Origin of the sequence: Nonomuraea sp. NPDC000554, from assembly GCF_040300065.1 — a bacterium.
GTDB lineage: Bacteria > Actinomycetota > Actinomycetes > Streptosporangiales > Streptosporangiaceae > Nonomuraea.
On record NZ_JBEPDC010000032.1, the window covers coordinates 36,348 to 54,640 of the forward strand.

An 18,293-nucleotide genomic window follows, 5' to 3' on the forward strand; every position below is an offset into this window, starting at 1 on the left:
ATCCATAACGGATGTGATCATTCTATGCGTCCGTCACTTTACTCGAAGCAGCGCTCTCGTATCCGGAACCGCTGAGGCCGAGGCGGGCGTCAGAAATAAAACCGGCGAACGACCGCAGCAGGGAATTCGACAAGATCCGCGAAGTGGAGGGGCAGCGAGACCGAGCGCCGGCTGCGGACGTCCTTCGCCGGCGTGCTCGGTGCCTCATCCCTGGCGGTGAGGGTGCTTTGCACCGCTCGGTGCCCGCCTGGTCGGTCCAGGTGCTCGGCGGAAGGCGCGACTGAGCCGAGGGGCGCGGGCCGGATCGCGACGAGTAATCGATTTCCCAGTTTCGTTGACGGGATATAACCGCCGACTTACTGTGATGGCGGGTAATCGATTTCCCGCTCGACGAGGCCATTCGAGGTGCTGGAGGTTCCATGGGCTTAGCCCGATCCCTGGCCGCACTCCTACTCGTGACGACGGCAGTCGTCGCCCCCGTCCAGGCCGCCCGAGCGGCGGCGCCGGACGGGCGGCAGAACGTGTCCAACGGCGAGTTCCGCAAGATCTACACCCCGCGTGACTGGGACGCATCCCACAGGACCTACATCAACGATCATTCGATCATCCAGGGTCACGACGGGACCTGGCACATGTTCGGGATCACCGGTCCGGAGGCTCCGCCAGGCCGGCTGCCCGTCTGGGAGGACGAGGACCAGATCGCGCACGCCACCTCGAAGACGCTGACCGGCCAGTGGGACCAGCAGGCACCGGTCCTGTACACCGGCGGACCCGGCTACGCCGAGGAGACGCACATGTGGGCTCCGCACGTCATCGAGCCGAATGGAGCCGGCACGTACTACATGTTCTACTCGGGTGGCGGCACCGACCACACGAAGACGGTCATCAGCGTGGCGACATCGACCGACCTGTGGCACTGGACGAAACTGGTGTCCGGCCCGGTGTTCCGTGACGGGGACAGCGCCCGTGATCCCTTCGTCGCGTGGGTGAACGACCACTGGGTCATCTACTACACGGCCACCTCGAACAAGCTCGAGAGCGGACGGCCCATCGTCGCCTACCGGACCAGCGCCAACCTGGTCAACTGGAGTGACCCGCCGGGAGTGGCCTTCGCCGACTGGAACGACGACAACTACGTCGCCACGGAGTCGCCCCAGGTGATCAGGCGAGGCGACTGGTGGTACCTGTTCATCGGCCCACGGGCCGGCTACAACGGCACCGACGTCTTCCGCAGCCGCGACCCGCTGAACTTCCGGATCGAGGACTTCGCGGGCCGCATCAACGCGCACGCGACCGAGGTCGTGCAGGACGACGCCACGGGCTGGTGGGTGACCCAGAGCGGCTGGTGGCACAACGGGCTGTCGATCGCGCCCCTCAACTGGCGTCCGGGCGACTACCTGCGCACCCCCGCCGCCAACCCGGCCATCGCCCGCAACGCGGCCGGACTGCTCGAGATGTGGGTGGTGTCGAACGACCGGACCGGCCTCTACCACCGCAGGCAGACCGGCCCCGACAGCTGGACCGCGTGGGACCGGTTCGGTGACGCGCTGCGCGGCGTGCCGACCGTGGGCCAGAACGCCGACGGCCGCCTGGAGGTCTTCGCCGTCGCACCCGACGGCGGATCCATGTGGCACAGATACCAGCTGGCGCCCAACGGCGCGTGGAGCGGCTGGGAGTCGTTCGGCGGGCCGGCCGCCGGCGCGCCTGCCGTGGGCCGCAGCGCGGACGGCCGCCTGGAGGTGTTCGCGGTCGGGCCCGACGGCGCCACCCTTGCGCACCGCTTCCAAGTGGCGCCGAACGGTGCGTGGAGCGACTGGAACGGCCAGTTCGGCGGCCCCACCGGCGCTGTGCCCGCCGTCGGCCAGGACGCCGACGGCCGCCTGGAGATCTTCGCGCTCGCCCCGGGCGGCGACAGCATCGCCCACCGCTGGCAGCTCACGCCGAACGGGGCGTGGAGCGACTGGGAGCCCGCGTTCGGCGGCCCGGCGGGCGGCGCTCCGACGGTCGGCAGGAATGCCGACGGGCGGCTGGAGGTGTTCGTCACCGCGCCCGGCGGCGCCGGCATCTACCACCGCTGGCAGCTGGCGCCCAACGGCGGGTGGAGCGCCTGGGAACAGTTCGGCGACGCAGCGGGCAGCAGCCCCTCCGTCGCCGCTGGCGTGGACGGCCGCTTGCACGTGTTCGCACTCGGTCCTGGACACGCCGGCGTCTACCTGCGCAAGCAGGCGGCGCCGAGCGGGGCGTGGCTTCCGTGGGAGCAGTTCGGCGGCCCGGCCGGGTGCGTTCCCGCGCTCGGCAGTACGGCGGGCGGCAACCTGCAGGCGTTCGCGATCTCCCCGGAGGGGACGCACGTCTTCTCCAGGCGGCAGACCAGCGGCAACACGTGGACCGACTGGGCAGGGGTGGCGGAAACCGCCTCTGACATCCCCTGCGGCTACTTGATGTAACACCGCAATGGCCGTCGGGTGTAACTCGCTCGTAGGGAGAGGAGAGGCGCGTGGCCCGGATCAGGCTTGCTCTGGCGGTTCTTCTATTCGCGCCCACCAATTGATGTTCTGACCGGTGGTCCCGAAGGCGGTTGCTGAGATCGCGAAAGGTGCCGCGCTCGGGTTGCTGTTCAGTTCGGTTCGGCACCTGAGATAACCTGACCGCGCCAGTGAAGAACCGCTCGGTCCGAATCCAATGAGCACACCGAGAGAATGTCCGAGACGTAACTGTCGCTCTCGCTCCACCATTGGCCCTGTAGGGGCATCCCCTGCCTCTCCATGCATATCCCGGTGACTTCCGTTCCGCCGGCCCGGGTGAATTCTCCGCCCATTCAAAAATACGCGGGGAAGAACTTTCGGCCTGCTGAACCGGCAGGCCGAAAGGACCGCCCGCACGGGGTGGCCGTCTGGGTACTCTGCCGCTCCCGGCGACCCCAGGACGGGCCCGGGAGCGGCCGCGCCGGCGTGGCGCCCACCCCTTCCTGCTCCCGGTGCGGCGCACGACGCCGGGCAGGGGGTGGGACAGGGCGCGGAGCAGAGGCAGAACACGGGATGGGGCACGGAATTCACGCGAAGTCAAACAACGGGATCAGAAATTGACAGAGCGCTTGGCGGCATGCCCACGGGAGCGCACTGAACCGCCGGCCCGCTCACATCTTCAAGAATTGACAGAACACTTGGCGGTATGCCCTCGGGGGCGCCGGAAAATCGCCGACCGTTACCGGCCGCCTGAGAATTGACACACGCCCGATGGTCGCCTACGGTCCGCTCGTCAGCTTTTCCAGACCGCATCCGAAGGTATTCATGCCTACATCCACGTTGCCGAAGTCCAGGCAGCAGTTGATTCTCGCCGTTCTCATGGTGTGTTCACTGCTGATCTGGCTGGACAACACCGTCCTGAGTACCACCCTGGAGACCCTCGCGGACCCGGTCCGTGGGCTGAACGCCAGCCCGGCCGAGCTGCAGTGGGCCACCGGCTCGTACACGCTGGCCTTCGCCACCTTGATGTTCACCGCGGGTGCGCTGGGCGACCGCTTCGGCCACCGGGTCGTGCTAGCGACGGGCCTGGTGGTCTTCGCCGCGTCCTCGGTGTGGGCGGCGTACGCGGGTGACGCGGGGCAGCTCATCGCCGCGCGGGCGGCGATGGGCGTCGGCAGCGCGCTGATCATGCCGGCCAACCTGGCCATCCTCATGTGGACGTTCACCGGCCCGGCGCGGTCGACCGCGATCGCCATCTCCTCGACCTCCGCCGGTGTCGGCATGGCCGTGGGCCCGGTGCTCGCCGGTGTGCTGCTCGACCACTTCTGGTGGGGCTCGGTCTTCTTGGTCAATGTCCCGGTCGTGGTCCTCGCGCTGATCGGCATCGCCCTGCTGGTCCCGAACTTCCGCAGCCCCGTCGTGCGACCGCTGGACCCGGCCGGGATGCTGCTGTCCGTCACCGGTCTCGCGGCGCTCGCCTACGGACTGATCCGCGCGGGTCAGGTGGCGGCCTGGGGCCGTACGGACGTCTGGGCGCCGATCGTCGTCGGACTGATCCTGCTGGCCGTGTTCGTCCGCGTCGAACTGCGCAGCAAGATGCCGAGCTTTGATCCCCGGCTGCTCGCCCAGCGCGCGTTCGGCGGCGGCAACGTGGCGCTCGGCCTGCTCCTGTTCGCCATCTCCGCGGTCACCTTCTACAACGCGTTCTACCTGCAGGGCGCGCGCGGCTACTCGCCGATCGAGGCGGGCCTGGCCGGCCTCCCGACCGCGCTCGGCGCGATCTTCGGCGCTCCCGTCGGCGCCCGCCTGGTGCGCCGCTGGTCGCTGCGGCTCGTCGCCGTGCCGGCGCTGATCGTCGCGGCGCTGACCATGGGCGCGTACGGGCTCTTCGGACTGGGCACGCCCCTTGTCCGGATCGAGGTCGTGCTGCTGGTCCAGGGCCTGTCCATCGGCATGGTGCTCGGCCCGGTGACCGCGGCGCTGATCAGCACGCTGCCGCTGGAGCGGGCCGGTGCCGGGTCGGCCGTCACCAACACCGTGCGCCAGACCGGCAGTGTGATCGGTATCGCCGTCGGCGGCACGATCATGTCGATCGGGTACCGACGCGCGATCGAGCCGTCGCTGGACGGTGTCCCCGGACCGGTACGGGAGCAGGCGCGGGTCTCCGCCGAACAGGCGCGGCACGTCGCCACCACGTCCCACCTGCCCGCGCTCGGGCACGCCGCCGACGACGCGTTCGTCCACGCCATGCATGTCGGCGCGGTCTGGATCATGTTCATCGCGCTCTTCGGCGCGGCCGTGCTGCTGCTCGCCCTGCGCGCGGTCCGCAAGCCCGCGGCTGCCGGGGGCGCGCCGGAGCGCGCGCGGGACGGCGGCCCGACCGCGGACGAGACGGCCCCCCGGGCTGGGGCCGAGGACCTGACCGCCCGCGAGGGCGACGACGTGGGCACCCGCTGACGCCATGGGAACCAGGCAGAAACTCCCCGAGGCGCGGTCGGACAGTCAGGCCACGTACCTGCCCGACCGGCACATGTTCGCCCTGTGGACCTGGGCCGACGGCGCCGTGGGGGCGGCCCCGGCGGTCGGTGACGTCGAGACCGTCCCCCTGGTCGTGCCGACGCCGGACCTCGGCAGGCTCAAGGTGTCCGACGTCGACTGCGTGCTGATCGAGCCGGACCGGCTCGTGACCGTGCCCCTCGACTCGCCCGGCCGGTCGGTGGACGTCTGGCGGTCGTGGATCGCGGGCGGCGAGTCGGCTCTGCCGATGGCCGCGCACGCGGTCCCCGACGCCACGGGTGTCGCCGTCACGACGGCGGAACACGCGAGCGGCGTCTTCCGCCGCACCACCTCGGTGGGGGCCGAGATGCGCGCGGCGCTCACCGCCAAGCTGCGCCCGTATCAGGTACGCGGGGTGAGCTGGCTGCGCGAGACCATCGAGACGCACGGCGGCGCGGTGCTGGCCGACGAGATGGGACTCGGCAAGACCCTGCAGACCATCGGCTGTGTCGCCGGACGCGCCGAGAAGGGGCCGCAACTGGTGGTCTGTCCCACGTCGTTGGTGGGGAACTGGGCGCACGAGATCGCGCGGTTCGCACCCGACCTGCGCACCACGATCTGGCGCGGCGGGCCGCTGCCCGCGGTGGACAGCGGCACGGTGGTGCTCACCGGCTACCCCACGCTGCGCACGCATAGCCCGGCCCTGGCGGGGATCCAGTGGAGCACCGCGGTCTTCGACGAGGCGCAGGTCCTGAAGAACCCCCGAACGCAGGTGTCGAAGGCCGCGCGCACCATCGCGGCCGACGCGCGGATCGCCCTGACCGGGACGCCCGTCGAGAATCACCTCGACGAGCTGTGGGCCCTGCTCAATCTGGTCGCACCGCACCTGTTCGGGAACCGGACGCAGTTCCGCCGTCGTTTCGTGCGGCCGGTCGCGGACGGCTCCCCGGCCGCTTCCGCCCGGCTGCGCGGGGCCATCGAGCCGGTCGTGCTGATGCGGAAGAAGTCCCAGGTCGCGGGGTCGCTCCCGCCCAAGATCCATGCCGATCTCATCTGCGACCTCACCGAGGAGCAGGAGAGGCTGTACGACCGGCTGCTGGAGCAGGTCATCGACGACGGCTTCGGCAGTGGCGCCCAGCGGCAGACCAAGGTGCTCGCGGTCCTGACCTCGCTCAAGCAGGTCTGCAACCATCCGGGCCTGATCACGGACGACCTCGGTGAGCTGTCGGGCAGGTCGGGAAAGCTCGACCTGTGCACCGACATCGTGGCCAACAACCTGGAGAACGACTCTCCGACTCTCGTCTTCACCCAGTACCGGCAGACCGGTGAGCTGCTGGTCCGGCATTTCGCCGAACAGTTCGGGGTGAGTACGCCGTTCTTCCACGTCGGCCTGAACCAGGAGCAACGGGCCGACATCGTCCGCCGGTTCCAGTCCGACGACGGTCCGAAGGTGCTCGTCCTCAGCCTGAAGGCCGGGGGCACCGGGCTCACGCTCACGCGCGCGGCCGACGTCATCCATTTCGACCGGTGGTGGAACCCGGCCGTGGAGGCTCAGGCGTCCGACCGGGTCCACCGGATCGGCCAGACCCGCACGGTCACCGTCACCACCCTGACCACCGGGACCACCGTCGAGGAGCACATCGCGGCCATGCACAGCCGCAAGTCCGCGCTGTCGGACATCGCCGACATGTCCAGCGTCGCCGAGCTGACACGCCTGGACGACGACCGTCTCATCGAGGTCCTGCGCCGGAAGCGAGTCAACTGACCATGGCCGACCACGACTACGGTTACACGAAGTGGGGCAAGGACTGGGTCCGGTTCGCCGAGTCGTTGCGCCAGACCCGTCCCGATCCCCAGCTGCCGAGCGCGCGGCGCATGGCGCGCGACGGGAAGGTGCAGATCACGTTCGACGGCCGGACCGCGCGCGCCGCCGTGCACCGAGGTCGCAGCACCACGGTGGTCACGATCGAGGTCGCGCCGATGTCCGCGGGGGCGACGGCCGAGATCTCCCGTCAGCTGAGCGGCATCCAGCCCCTGCTCACTGACGATCTGTACCGCGCGATCGCCGACGCGGGCCATCCGCCCGCGCCGGTCCTCGAAAGCGTCGACTGCTCCTGCCCGGCCGCCACCCCGCGGTGCGTCCATGAGCTGGCCGTCTACTACGACATGGCGCGGCGCATCGACGACGATCCCCGCATCGCTCTCGACGTGCAGGGTTTCTTCCGCACTTCGGCGGGCGGCGGCCAGGCGCCCGCCGAAGCGACGGCGCAGCGCTGGATCGCGCTCAACTCCCTTGATCCGGCCGCCTACTTCACGGTGGCCGAGTGACCCGGCCGGTCAGGTCGGCGGCTTGGCTGGTGATCGTGGTGATGGTGCGGGTGACCTGTCCGCCAAGGAGGGCCAGGGCATGGACGGCGACCCAGGACTCGGCGGCGGGGTCGTCTTTGCGGTGCAGGCACCACGCAGCTCCCCACACATACTCAAGGACATGGACGAGGTCCACGACGATGTTGATGGCGATACTCCGGCGGGCGGCTTCGGCTTGGATCAGGTCGAGCTGGTGGCGGGCGCCGTCGACCAGTACCACCCAGGTTCTTCGGTGTCCGGGATCGCGGGCTTCGGCCTGATCGAACGCCGCGGCGATGACATGCTGGGCGCCCTCGGCGACCGAGCCGGTCAACCATTTCCCCGTGGCCCGTGGCCCGTGGCCCGTGGCCCGTGGCCCGAGGCCCAGGCCTGGGTGTGCGGTCGGCGCTGCGGCTGCCGCCGGGGCGGGGCGATGATGTCGTGCGGTCGGCGCGGGGCGGGCTCGGTGTCGTAGACACAGGCGAGAGCCGCCATGCGTTTGCGTCCGTTCTTCTCGCCCGAGGCGAGCCGGGTGCGGAACCGGCCCGCCCGGGCCGCGGCGGCTTTGGCGGTCGCGGGCCGCAGCGCTTCGGGTCTCATCACGATGCCTTGGCGTCGGCGGTCAGCACCAGCAGCGTCCCGGCGGTCAGCCTCGCCCACGCCCTGGCTTATTCCGCGCCACCTGCCAATTCCTCGTACAACCCTTCCAGAGCGGTGTGGTCGTCGTCGGTACCGGTGTGCGGAGCGGCGAACCAGCGCGCGTACTCGGCGATCTCGGAAAGCCGCCAGTCCAGCGCGAACAGCTCAACCATCGCGGGGTCGGGGAGCAAGAGGCCGTCTGCCACAGCGAGCAGGTCGGCGTAGTCCCGTTCTGGCGGCGCGAGAGCCAGCGACTCCCAATCGACCAGCCTCAGCCCGTGGGCGGTCATGACTTGAGTTCGACGCCCGCCAGGCCGCTGCCGACGCGGACGACCGCGCCAAGGCCGCCGAGGTCGCCCGGCACCGGCAACGCGAATACGACGAAGCTGAAGCCGCTCGTGTCGAGCGGCAGGAGCTGGCCGCCCAGGCCCGCGCCGCCACCGAGGGCACCCAGGCCGATGCGTCCATAGACGTCTTCAACGCCATGGCCGAGATCCGGATGGCGGCCTCGCGGGCGCTGGCGCTGCTGGCCAAGCAGCAGATCGCCTTCACTGCCGATCGGGCCGAGGCCATCGCCGAGCTCTGCGACGGCGCCGAGGCGGCGATCGCCGCCGTCCGCGACATGGCCACCGGCGCTGCTCTGGACGACGCCGCGCTCGTGGCTTTCATGGATGAGAACGGCAAATTCCTGTGAGCCGACGCCGTGACGCGATGGGCTGGACCCGCGCCGAAACCGACGTCGCCGAGGTCATGATCTGGCTGCGCAGCAACCACGGCCGCGAGGTCAGCTACGCCGACATCGCCGCCGGCGTCGGCATCAAGGACGGCGCCCGCCTGCGGCGGGCCGTCAAGGTCGCCCGCGTGGTCGCAGCCAACCGGAGCGATCGCCTGGAGAAGTTCCTACCATCGCAAAACCCCGCCCGGCGCACGATGGCCACGGCCGTCGACGAGTGCATCACCAAGGTCTCCGGCATCGACAAGGTCGGCCCTCAGGTGGTCAAGCAGGAGAACACCGGCCTGCTGGCTCAGATGATCGCCGCCCTGGAAGCGCGTCTCACTGAAACTGCGGGCTGACCAGGAAAGACGACCCGCGAAGGTGGTGTCCGGATCTGCCGATGAGCGCGCACTCCTGGCTTCCGGAGCGACGTCACGTGACGAGCACGGCGGTGAGCATCGAGAGATACGACTCGTGGGCGAGACGCAGGCTGTCAAGGTCGGACGTCTCGAACCACGCCACAGCGTCGTGCTCGTCCGGCGCGGCGTTGACGGGTGTTCCGGTCCACCTGTCGATCAACCAGATCTGCATGTCGAACGTCGCGGTCCGGATCTCATGCATCGGCGGGCTGGACGGCTCCGATGCCGTGATTCCCAACTCCTCCCGAAGCTCGCGGACAAGGCTCTCTTTCGGATCCTCCCCCTCCTCAACATGACCGCCCGGCAGGTCCCACACGTCGGGATACCAACGGCGTCCGGCGCTTCGATGACACAACAACACCCGATCGCCGTCGCGAAGAACGGCCGTCACAATCCGGACCGGACCGGAGTCGTCAGCGGAGATCGTCATCGGCACATTCTGACCCATGCGGATCTGAGTTCGGTCAACTTGCCCTACGTGAAAGAAGAGATCATCATCCTCTGACCTGCTGGAAGGGTCCGACAACCCTAGATAACGATCGGTCCGCTGTGGTCGCACTCGGCAGTGTGGGACGGCCTGCCGGCCCCGGTCGGGGTGGAGGCGGGCATGTCTGACCTGGACCTGGGCGAGGGGTGGACCGACCGGTGGTCGGTGACCTGGGACAGGCCGCGATTTGGTCTCGCGTTCGGTCCGAGAGCTGCTGCGGTGGCCGGTGGTCGGGGGCGGCCCGATTCGCTGGTTCTCCTGGCGGCGGGATCAGCGGCACCGTCCAGGGTTGCAGTTCATGGTCAGTACAGGTCGTCATCATGGGTTCGAGAGTCTGGAGGAGGCCAGGCTGCTGCTGGTCCTGGACTTCGCAGGCGATCTGGTCGATGTCGTCTCGCAGCCGTTGCGGTTGCGGTTCGGCACCGCCGCCGGAGATCGGGAGCACACCCCCGATTTCCTGGCTGTGACCAGGTCGGGGACTTGGCTGATTGATGTGCGGCCCGCTCGGTTGATCGGCGAGCCGGATCTGGAATCGTTCGCCGCGGCGGCCGAGGTCGCGATGGCGTGTGGCTGGCGGTTTGCGGTGATAGCCGAGTGGAAAGCGCACGTGACGGCCACGCTGGACGCGTTGTCCTCGCAGCGCCGGCCATTGTCGGATCCGCTGGGCCTGCGGCCTGGCCTGCTCGCTGCGGCGGCCCGGCCGGGCGCGCGGTTCGGGCAGGTCGCGGCCGCGCTTGCCGGGAAGGCCGGCGTCTCGCCCGGGAAGATCGGCGGATCGCCCGGGAAGGTCGGCGCCCGCCGGCCTATCCTCGGGCGTTCACGGCGCTGAGCGAGTCCAGGTCCAGTACGGCGTTCGCCGTCCGCTCGATGATGCCGAGGCTGATCTCGTCGGGCTGGTACTTCGGCTGGATGACGCTGTGCCCGATGGTCGTCAGCCAGACGAAGTAAGGGTAGAACGCCTGCTGGCGATAGGCGAGCCAGGCGTCATCCGGCGCCGGCGCCTCGCCTCCGGCCGCGGCGAGCCGGTCCAGGTAGAAGGCCAGCAGGTCACGTTCCCATGCGCGGCGGTTCTCCACCGTGAGCCCGGACGCGACGGTGTAGCTGAAGTCGTAGGCCCAGGTGCCGCGCATGACGACCTGCCAGTCCGTGAACCCCATGCGGCCGTCCGCGGTCATGTACGTGTTGCCGATGTGGGAGTCTCCGTGGAGCAGAGTCAGGGGGCCCTGGCTGGCCACGTCGAGTGATCGTTCGAGCGCCCGGTAGAGCGTGTCCTGCTGGGACACGATCGCCTCCGGCAGCACCGACCTGGCCCGCCGGGCTCCGACCTTGGCCCGCTTCTCCATGCCGATCAGCCTGTCGAGGTTGCCGAAGTGCGAGCTGGGCAGCTTCAGCCAGACGTGTCCGGCCAGCCCGCGGGCGTTCCAGTAGTGTCCGTGCCAGGCCGCCATGTTGGCGAGGAGATCCTCGATCTGCTCCCGCGAGATCGGCGTCTGGGGCGAGCAGAAGGTCGCACCCTTGGTGGCCACGATGTCTTCCATCAGCGAGATCGAGCGGCCCGACTGAAGATCGACTGCCCCGTGGTAACCGCGCGCCGCCTCGATGCCGAGGTCGGGCCGGAGATGGCGGTAGAAGTTCGGCTCGCCCTCGAGGACGCTGGCCAGGCTCAGGACGAGGCGCTGCTTGAACCCCGCCGTCGACTTGGCGAACAGGACAGAGGGAAGACCCGCCCGGCGGCCGGTGTCGTTGTAGTCGATCGTGATCCTCCAGCGGGAGGACGTGCCGCTGCTCACGTTCCTGGTCGTGAACGACTCGACGGCCGCCCCCGGAATCCCGGCGCAGATCACGGCGGTCAGCCACTCGCGGGTGACCTCCTTGCCCGACACGGGAATGTCGGCCGACTCGCGCCGGCTGAGTCCCTCCCGGACGACGTGACTGCCTACGCGGGCGATCCCTTTGACTATCTCAAGTCTCGGGTTACTCGTACGGAGGGATGTCGTCACGGTCGATCTCCTTCGAGAAGCGGCAGCCGGTTCAGCAAATGATCTTCCTCCGGGAGTATGCCACCGCCGAAGCCGTCACGACGCCACAAAGAACACCGAATCTGACCATCAGTCAAGCCGTGGACCACGCTACGACGCGATCGGTGGCGAGGTCATAGCCGATCAACGGATGCTCGGCGCTGCCCTCCGGGGTGAGGACCATCGGCTTGCCCAGCACCGGCCGACGGCCCGCAGGAACGCGCACACCACGTCGAGCCGCTCCTGGCCCTGCAGTTCCAGCGGCTCGAAATCGACCTCGATCTCCGCGTCGGTGAAGAAGTGCACGTTGACCAGCACCTCGGGGATCGGCCGGATCCGCAGCAGCACCGACATCTCACCCCGCCGGGCCAGCACGTCCTCCACCCGGTCCCGCACTGGCCGGCCGTCCTCCGAGTACGCGAACCACCAGCCCTTGGACCGGACGAGGTCAACGAAGACCTGCCAGTCGGCCACCGCCGTGTCTGGCGCGATCTTCGACGCGCACCGCGAAACCCTGTGTCGTGCCAATACTCGTGCACTGGCTCTCACCTGGGATGCAAGCGATCGCTAACCTCGGGCTTTCGTGCGGCCAAGGCCGATCCCGGACGTCCGCGAGCAGTCCTTCGTCAGGTACGCGAACCAACACGGCATCGGCTACAACCTGACGACCTACTCAGCGACCCACTGGCTGTCGGGCGACCGCTCCGGCTCGGAACTGTACGCGGAGGCGTACTCGTTCTGGCTCCTGGACCCCGGCGCTCTGACCATGCACCACGCCTGGCCTCCTGCCGTACTTCGACGACGGCTCTTTCAGAACCTGAACCGCCGCACACGGGCCATGCCGCCGGGGAGGAAGGGGTTCCGGCCGCACGTCTTCTCACGGGAGCGCGGATCAGGCCGAGCGCCTCGATGCGGGACAGATCAACCGGAATGCACACGTCTTCAGCGAAACCGCCGTAAGCTCCCAGAGCGCGTCAGTCGGTTCATGATCCATGACCCGGCGTGACGAGCCGAGTGGCGATCAGAAAGGCGGTTCATTCCGTGACCCAAGGCCCATGGCCTCAGCAGCCCCCCGCGGCTCCCGTTCCCGCCGAGCCACTGCTGACCAGGGACTATGACGCGGATCCCGCGCTCGTGCACGAAAGACTGCGCAAGACCTACGGCCCCGTCGCGCCGGTCGATCTGCTCGGGGTGCCCGTCTGGTTCGTCACGGGCTACGAGGAAGTGCTCCGCGTCCTGCAGAACAGCGGGGGCGTGTGGAGCAAGCGCCCGGACAAGTGGAAGGCGAACGCGGAAGGCCGGATACCGGCCGACTGGCCCCTGCTCCCCGCCTTCCAGATCAACAGCTCCACGTTCCAGGAAGGCACCGAGCTGCACCAGCTCCGCGCCGCCTGGACCAGCGCCCTCACCCCCTTCCAGGACCACGGCCACGCCCAGGCGCAACAGCTGGAGCAGGCCACCGTGCGCTACGCCGACGACCTCATCGACGTGCTGTCTGAGGGCAGCGCCGCGGGCTGGGCGGACCTGGCGGCGCAGTACGCGCGACCGCTCCCCCTGATGGTCGCCAACCGTATGCTCGGCTTCTCCGCCGCGCGCGGCGAGGACGTCGTGATGGACATTTGGCGGATATCCGACGCCGGCCCCGACGCCGCCGGGGCCTTCCAGCGTTTGTACGCCGCCATGACCGAGCTGGGTGCGGCCAAACGGGAGTCCCCTGGCGACGACCTGCCGTCATACATGATCAGCGCCAAGCCGGACATCACCCTGGACGTGCTGGCCCGCGAGCTCCTCATGCTGCCAGGCCTGCTCGACTTCACCGCCAGTCTCGTCTGCAACGTGGTCGTCGAGGTCATCTCCAACCCGGACATACGGGAGAGCCTGTCGGTGGGGGCCATCGACGAGACAGTGAACAAGGTCGCCCTGCTCAACCCGCCGATGGCCAACCTGACCTTCCGCTACGCGCTGACAGACGTCAAGCTGGGCAACTACACCATTGCCGCCGGCGATCCCGTGATGCTCTCCGTTGGCGCGGCCCACCGCGACCCGCGCTTCGCCGGGGCCATCGACTGGCACGCCATCCGCAGCACCCGCGCCCACCTGGCCTGGGGGGCCGGGCCGCACAGCTGCCTCGGCCAGGTGCTGGCGACCCGGATCGCCATCATCGCCGTGCAGCGGCTCTTCACGCGCTTCTCCAAGGTGAAACTGGCGCTCCCGGCCGACCAGCTGCCCTGGCGTCCTTCCCCGTTCATGCGGGCGCTGCGGTCGCTGCCCATCCAGTACGAGCTGACCAGGGAGCCGGGGCCCCGGAGCGGTTCCGGCGCCCACGAGGCGCCCGCCGAGCAGACGTCCCAGGCGGACGAACCCACCGCGAAGCCGTCCAGGTCCCCGCTGTGGAACTTCCTGCGAGGGCTGCGCCGCGCACGGTGAGAGAGGCATCATGACCAACACCGCGCTCACGAGGGCGACGTACGACGTCGACGGCGTGCAGCAGTTCCCCGGACGACAGGCGGCACGATGTCACGTTCATCGTCGCGGATCAGCCTGAGGTTGCCCTCGGTGTCGTAGGCGCAGACCCCAAAGATCCGAGGGCAGGGGAAGTCGGCCTAGTAAGCTGGTCCACATGACCGCTCCCCAGCACCGTGCGCACCTTGCCGATCGCGTCCAACGGCTCGAAGCGGCCGCCTTCACGCTCGGTGCCGATGCGGGGGACATCAAGGCGGCGGTGGACCAGCTTCCGCACACGCTCCGCCAGGAAATCCTCGACTACACCGAGCCCGTCTTCGGGGAAATCATGGCGGGCAACGCGTCACTGGCTACCAAGGAACATCTGGACCAGCTTGAGTAGCGGCTGAAGGAGCTGATCGAAGCGCGCTTCGGTCAGGTCGACGCCAAGCTCGACCGACTCCTGGCAGCTCGGCCGCAACCGCCGGTGAGCTGAGGCGCGAGCGCCGCGCTGGCACGAGGTGACCGCCTGGCTGCTCACCCGTCGCAGGTCATAGGTAGGCCCGCAGCTACTGCAGTCGAGGCGGCTGCGATCGGGCGGGGGAGTGGGCGGGGCTTGCGAGGCCGCCATCACTACGTCATCGCACTGCTCCTGTCACCTGTGTCAGAGGGCCGCTTCTGCATCCTTAGCCCTCCGCGAATCGTTCCAACGACCATCGCCGTCGGGCCACGTCCAGCGACAACATCAGCACACCCGAGCCGTGTCCTGAGCAAGCCTGCAGCCGGTAGTGCCAGATGTCCAACGGCGCGTCGTGGGGCAGGTCCTCACGCCACCACTACCGCGTCGTCGCCCACGTCTTCAGCACCGCCTGCACCTGGTAGGTGCGCACGCGTGGCCAGGTTCGAGATCTGCAACCACCGCTGGATCCATCTCTCCGAGCCCGGGTACGGCGTGGCCATCCCCCGACGTGCCTACCTCAGGGCTCGCCGTGAGGGGGCACCTTGCCCTCCGTCTTTCACGCCCGGGGGGCGTCTCCGAGGTCCGGTATCGCCAGCCGCTCGCCGCCCTTGAGGGCGGATTGGTGCGCGACGATGCCGGGCAAGGTGTAGCGTGCGGCGACCCAGGCGTTGACCGGGGGCAGCGAGCCGGTGGCGACCGCCCGCACGAAGTCGTCGGCCAGGAAGTGGTGACTGCCCTCGTGGCCGTTGGAGACGTGGGCGAACTCTTCGGGCAGCCGGGAGCGGTCGTGCACCGGCGCTGAACCCGAGGTGAAGGCGTCTCTAAGGGCGGCGGCAACGTGCTGGAGCGAGGGGTCGTCAGGCGGCAGGGTGGGCTTGGGCTGCAGGTAGTCGGTGATGTCGGTGACGCCGCTCTTGTCCTGCCACAGGCTCACTGTGGCCAGCTGCTCCAGACTCCCCTCCGTCCCGAAGAACCGGAACCGCGATTCGCGGATGTGCGAGGGGTAGCCGACTCGCCGGAACTCGTTTGTCCGGAAACATCCTCCGCCCTCGACCTCGAACAGCGCGGTGGCGTTGGAGAAATCGTTGCCGAACTGGCTGACCGACTTGTCGAACACATCGTCTCCGCGATCGTCGACGACCCCGATTGCCGACACGCTGACGGCGTGCGTCTGCCAGGCGCCGAGTACACCGCCGATCGCATGGGTGGGGTAGAGCAGTGGCGGGTAGCTAGCGGTCGCCTTCCAGTTGTCGCCGCCGCTGTACCGGTAGGCGTCGTAGAAGCCGAGGTCCATGTCGTGCACGTAGTCGCCTTCTGCGTAGAACAGCCGTCCGAAGCTGCCGGCAGCGATCTGATTGCGGGCGTACACGGTGGCCGGGTTGTACTGGCTGGTCTCCCCCATCATGTAGATCAGCCCAGTCTCTTGGACGGCCGTGATGATGGCTGCGATCTCCTCCTCGGTCACCGCCATGGGCACTGCCGAATACACGTGCTTACCGGCCCGCAGCGCCTGGACGGCCAGCGGCCCGTGGGTCCAGCGCTGGGTGAAGATGGCGACCGCGTCGACGTCAGAGTTGAGCAGGGCCTCGAAGGACGGCACGGTGCCGGCAAGGTCGTAGTCAGCGACCAGCCGGGCGGCCCGGTCAGCGATCAGGTCGGTGGCCCAGATGCCGCCGACGCCCGGGTGGAGCCGCCACAGCTTGGCGAATTGCCCGGCGAATTGCCCGGCGCCGACGATACCCAATGAGAAGGTCATGAGGGGTTCCTTGTCATGCCGTCAGAGGAATGGTCATGTTTTTCCTGCTCCGCAGGCCCGCCGTCGGTGAGGTGCCAGCACCGGCCTCGGGCGGCCCGCGTGGAATGCCACGATCGTAGGGACTTACAATCCACGAACGCTTCATCTATGAGAGTGAGAACTTCTTGGATTCTCATGTCCGGCCTTGAACCGCCGAGCCTCACCGGCTGGGCAGGCCGACCTGTGGTGATGGGCGCCGCGCATCAGCACGACGACCTGGAGATCAATCTGGTGACCGAGGGCGGCACGATGCTCTACCTGTTTGGTGGCACGTCCGTCGAGATCGGCCCCGGAAGCGTGGCAGTGTTCTGGGCCGCCGTACCGCACCAATTGGTGGCGAACTCGGCGACGTCCGTCCACTGGCTGCATCTGCCGTTCACGACCTTCCTGGGCTGGGGACTGCCCGACACGCTCGTCAGGCGCCTTCTGTCGGGTACGCCCCTGGTCTCAGCGCCGTCGGCCGCCTTGCCCACCGATCCCGCGAGCTTCGCCCAGTGGGCCGCCGACCTCGCCACCGACCACCGCGAACGCCACCGGATCGCACTGCTCGAGATCGAAGCCAGGGTCCGCCGATTCGCTCTGACGAGCCCGGGCGAACCAGTGCGCCAGTACACCGGAGGTGAACTGGCGCTACAGCACGTCATCGCCATGGTGCGGCACATCGCCGAACACTTCCGCGAGCCATTGACGAGCGCCGACATCGCTGGTGCCGCACACCTGCACCCCAACTACGCGATGACCCAGTTCCGCAAGGTGGTCCGCACAACCATGGGTGACTACCTCACCAAGCACCGCCTTGCGGAGGCCCGCCGATTGCTGATCACCACCGATCGGCCGATCACTGACATCGCGTCCGCCGTCGGCTTCGGTTCAGTCAGCCGGTTCTACAGCGTGTTCACCTCTCTCTGTGGCACACCCCCGGCGAAGTTCCGACGCGAGTGCCAGGGAGTCGGCCGCCACCGTACGCCAGAGCCCTCCTGAACCAACCGGAAAGCCGCCGCCGCCCCACGCTCCTCCAGCACGTGATCTGCCCTTGCTGCCGTGGGTGTCGAACAAGAATGTGCTGGAGGGTTCGAGGGTTTCCCACGCGCCGCCGAAGCCGCGGGGGATGAAGAAGACATCTCCGCCGGTGAATTCGCGGCGGCCGCCCCCGTTGCCGGTGAGGGCGACGCGACCGCAGATCATGACGCAGATATCGTCGTAGGGGTAGGGGCCCAGATGGAGCGTGCCGGGCTCGCCTTCCCAGCCGCCGCCGACAGGCTCCAGCCGTCCCAGGTGATCAGGGACTCGTGCACGTACAGCTCCCCATGGGGGTCCGGCCGGTGTGGCCGCGCCGGCCAGGCTGAGCTGGAAGAAGCCCTCGTCGGCGACCGGGTGCAGCGGCCCGGCGAACCGGGTGGCCTTCGCGGTGACGGTGCGCTCGTGCACGGAGCGCCAGGGGCCGGTGCCGGTGTCGAAGACGTCCAGCCGGAAGCCGCGCACCGTGGTAGGCCTTCGCACCCAGCGGCGGGAACGTGTCTTCGACCGGACGGTCCTTGGGTCGTTCCCTTCGCATGGCCTGGGATTCAGTCCGTGACCTTGCTGGCCGCCCGGTACTCCAGGTGCGCGTACTCGGGGTGCCGGGTCAGCCACCCCGCGATGAAGGGACAGACCGCGAGCACCCGCAAGCCCTCCGCCCGTGCGGATTCGACGCCTTCGCGCGCCAGCAGGGAACCCACACCGCGTCCTTCATAGGCCGGATCGACCTCGGTGTGGACGAAGGCGACAAGCTCCGCCGTGCGAATGTAGGCGGCGAACCCCGCGAGCGTTTCGCCGTCGTGGGCCTCGAATCGGTTGGCGGTGTGATTGTCGGTCACGGTGATCACGCGGCGGTCTCCGAGGGTCGAGTGAGGAAGCACAGGTAGGTTGACGATATACGTGGCGGAGGCGGAGGAAAGTTCTCGGTGGAGCTTCGGTCGATGGTTCGGTCTGGGACCGGGTCGGCGCCGCTCGCTCGCGGCGCCAACCCCGT

Annotated in this window: 17 protein-coding genes and 1 pseudogene; 10 read left to right on the forward strand and 8 right to left on the reverse strand. The window is 68.8% G+C overall.

What is annotated here, in order from left to right:
- The first annotated feature begins 455 nt into the window (after positions 1-455).
- The 4 genes from ABT294_RS41610 (at position 456) to ABT294_RS41625 (ending at position 7,289) form a co-directional block, all read left to right on the forward strand.
- On the forward strand, positions 456-2,447 hold the full coding sequence (locus tag ABT294_RS41610) for a DUF8189 domain-containing protein (RefSeq protein ID WP_350811977.1): 1,992 nt from the start codon (positions 456-458) through the stop codon (positions 2,445-2,447).
- 843 nt (positions 2,448-3,290) lie between these two features.
- Positions 3,291-4,922, forward strand: coding sequence for an MFS transporter (locus ABT294_RS41615; RefSeq protein ID WP_350811978.1), 1,632 nt, complete (start codon positions 3,291-3,293; stop codon positions 4,920-4,922).
- A gap of 4 nt (positions 4,923-4,926) precedes the next feature.
- The gene (locus tag ABT294_RS41620; RefSeq protein ID WP_350811979.1) at positions 4,927-6,726 is read left to right on the forward strand and encodes a DEAD/DEAH box helicase; all 1,800 of its coding nucleotides are present in this window, start codon (positions 4,927-4,929) and stop codon (positions 6,724-6,726) included.
- A 2-nt stretch (positions 6,727-6,728) separates the two neighbouring features.
- Positions 6,729-7,289: a hypothetical protein gene (locus ABT294_RS41625; protein ID WP_350811980.1), complete on the forward strand. Its 561-nt coding sequence runs from the start codon at positions 6,729-6,731 to the stop codon at positions 7,287-7,289.
- Positions 7,290-7,344: 55 nt separating this feature from the next.
- On the opposite strand, the pseudogene ABT294_RS41630 reads toward ABT294_RS41625, so the two are convergent.
- Positions 7,345-7,951, reverse strand: a pseudogene (locus tag ABT294_RS41630) (ISKra4 family transposase); the annotation flags it as partial.
- A gap of 24 nt (positions 7,952-7,975) precedes the next feature.
- The gene (locus tag ABT294_RS41635; protein ID WP_350811981.1) at positions 7,976-8,236 is read right to left on the reverse strand and encodes a hypothetical protein; all 261 of its coding nucleotides are present in this window, start codon (positions 8,234-8,236) and stop codon (positions 7,976-7,978) included.
- A 194-nt stretch (positions 8,237-8,430) separates the two neighbouring features.
- Between ABT294_RS41635 and ABT294_RS41640 the strand changes: the two genes are divergently transcribed.
- Both ABT294_RS41640 and ABT294_RS41645 read left to right on the forward strand, forming a co-directional pair.
- The gene (locus ABT294_RS41640; RefSeq protein ID WP_350811982.1) at positions 8,431-8,640 is read left to right on the forward strand and encodes a hypothetical protein; all 210 of its coding nucleotides are present in this window, start codon (positions 8,431-8,433) and stop codon (positions 8,638-8,640) included.
- A gap of 17 nt (positions 8,641-8,657) precedes the next feature.
- A complete protein-coding gene (locus ABT294_RS41645) occupies positions 8,658-9,020 on the forward strand; it encodes a hypothetical protein (RefSeq protein WP_350811983.1) in 363 nt (120 codons plus the stop codon).
- Positions 9,021-9,093: 73 nt separating this feature from the next.
- Here the strand turns inward: ABT294_RS41645 and ABT294_RS41650 are convergent, their stop codons facing one another.
- Positions 9,094-9,510 carry an NUDIX domain-containing protein gene (locus tag ABT294_RS41650; RefSeq protein ID WP_350811984.1) on the reverse strand — a complete coding sequence of 139 codons (417 nt, stop codon included), beginning with the start codon at positions 9,508-9,510 and terminating at the stop codon, positions 9,094-9,096.
- A 346-nt stretch (positions 9,511-9,856) separates the two neighbouring features.
- Between ABT294_RS41650 and ABT294_RS41655 the strand changes: the two genes are divergently transcribed.
- Positions 9,857-10,396, forward strand: coding sequence for a hypothetical protein (locus tag ABT294_RS41655; RefSeq protein WP_350811985.1), 540 nt, complete (start codon positions 9,857-9,859; stop codon positions 10,394-10,396).
- Here ABT294_RS41655 and ABT294_RS41660 read toward each other — a convergent pair.
- Positions 10,371-11,567, reverse strand: coding sequence for an aminoglycoside phosphotransferase family protein (locus ABT294_RS41660; RefSeq protein ID WP_350811986.1), 1,197 nt, complete (start codon positions 11,565-11,567; stop codon positions 10,371-10,373). The genes ABT294_RS41655 and ABT294_RS41660 overlap by 26 nt on opposite strands.
- Before the next feature lie 162 nt (positions 11,568-11,729).
- Positions 11,730-12,059, reverse strand: coding sequence for a hypothetical protein (locus tag ABT294_RS41665; protein ID WP_350811987.1), 330 nt, complete (start codon positions 12,057-12,059; stop codon positions 11,730-11,732).
- 660 nt (positions 12,060-12,719) lie between these two features.
- Here ABT294_RS41665 and ABT294_RS41670 point away from each other — a divergent pair.
- Both ABT294_RS41670 and ABT294_RS41675 read left to right on the forward strand, forming a co-directional pair.
- On the forward strand, positions 12,720-14,012 hold the full coding sequence (locus ABT294_RS41670) for a cytochrome P450 (RefSeq protein WP_350811988.1): 1,293 nt from the start codon (positions 12,720-12,722) through the stop codon (positions 14,010-14,012).
- A 193-nt stretch (positions 14,013-14,205) separates the two neighbouring features.
- Complete coding sequence (locus tag ABT294_RS41675) at positions 14,206-14,430, forward strand: hypothetical protein (protein ID WP_350811989.1); 225 nt, start codon at positions 14,206-14,208, stop codon at positions 14,428-14,430.
- Positions 14,431-15,043: 613 nt separating this feature from the next.
- Here ABT294_RS41675 and ABT294_RS41680 read toward each other — a convergent pair.
- Entirely contained in the window at positions 15,044-16,243 is a 1,200-nt protein-coding gene (locus ABT294_RS41680; RefSeq protein ID WP_350811990.1) for a Gfo/Idh/MocA family protein, read from the reverse strand.
- Between the two features lie 174 nt (positions 16,244-16,417).
- Between ABT294_RS41680 and ABT294_RS41685 the strand changes: the two genes are divergently transcribed.
- Positions 16,418-17,263 (forward strand): helix-turn-helix domain-containing protein, encoded by an 846-nt coding sequence (locus ABT294_RS41685; RefSeq protein ID WP_350811991.1) that lies wholly within the window; start codon positions 16,418-16,420, stop codon positions 17,261-17,263.
- Here the strand turns inward: ABT294_RS41685 and ABT294_RS41690 are convergent.
- Positions 17,153-17,914, reverse strand: coding sequence for a cupin domain-containing protein (locus ABT294_RS41690; RefSeq protein ID WP_350811992.1), 762 nt, complete (start codon positions 17,912-17,914; stop codon positions 17,153-17,155). The genes ABT294_RS41685 and ABT294_RS41690 overlap by 111 nt on opposite strands.
- Entirely contained in the window at positions 17,848-18,147 is a 300-nt protein-coding gene (locus tag ABT294_RS41695; protein WP_350811993.1) for a GNAT family N-acetyltransferase, read from the reverse strand. The genes ABT294_RS41690 and ABT294_RS41695 overlap by 67 nt, the downstream gene beginning before the upstream one ends.
- Between the last annotated feature and the right edge of the window lie 146 nt (positions 18,148-18,293).

What these genes read in the sequence shown, in the direction of transcription:
- ABT294_RS41615 (WP_350811978.1), top strand. Translation starts at nt 3,291, where the DNA reads ATGCCTACATCCACGTTGCCGAAGTCCAGGCAGCAGTTGATTCTCGCC.
- ABT294_RS41620 (WP_350811979.1), top strand. Translation starts at nt 4,927, where the DNA reads ATGGGAACCAGGCAGAAACTCCCCGAGGCGCGGTCGGACAGTCAGGCC.
- ABT294_RS41625 (WP_350811980.1), top strand. Translation starts at nt 6,729, where the DNA reads ATGGCCGACCACGACTACGGTTACACGAAGTGGGGCAAGGACTGGGTC.
- ABT294_RS41635 (WP_350811981.1), bottom strand. Translation starts at nt 8,236, where the DNA reads ATGACCGCCCACGGGCTGAGGCTGGTCGATTGGGAGTCGCTGGCTCTC.
- ABT294_RS41640 (WP_350811982.1), top strand. Translation starts at nt 8,431, where the DNA reads ATGGCCGAGATCCGGATGGCGGCCTCGCGGGCGCTGGCGCTGCTGGCC.
- ABT294_RS41645 (WP_350811983.1), top strand. Translation starts at nt 8,658, where the DNA reads ATGGGCTGGACCCGCGCCGAAACCGACGTCGCCGAGGTCATGATCTGG.
- ABT294_RS41650 (WP_350811984.1), bottom strand. Translation starts at nt 9,510, where the DNA reads ATGACGATCTCCGCTGACGACTCCGGTCCGGTCCGGATTGTGACGGCC.
- ABT294_RS41675 (WP_350811989.1), top strand. Translation starts at nt 14,206, where the DNA reads ATGACCGCTCCCCAGCACCGTGCGCACCTTGCCGATCGCGTCCAACGG.
- ABT294_RS41680 (WP_350811990.1), bottom strand. Translation starts at nt 16,243, where the DNA reads ATGACCTTCTCATTGGGTATCGTCGGCGCCGGGCAATTCGCCGGGCAA.
- ABT294_RS41685 (WP_350811991.1), top strand. Translation starts at nt 16,418, where the DNA reads ATGTCCGGCCTTGAACCGCCGAGCCTCACCGGCTGGGCAGGCCGACCT.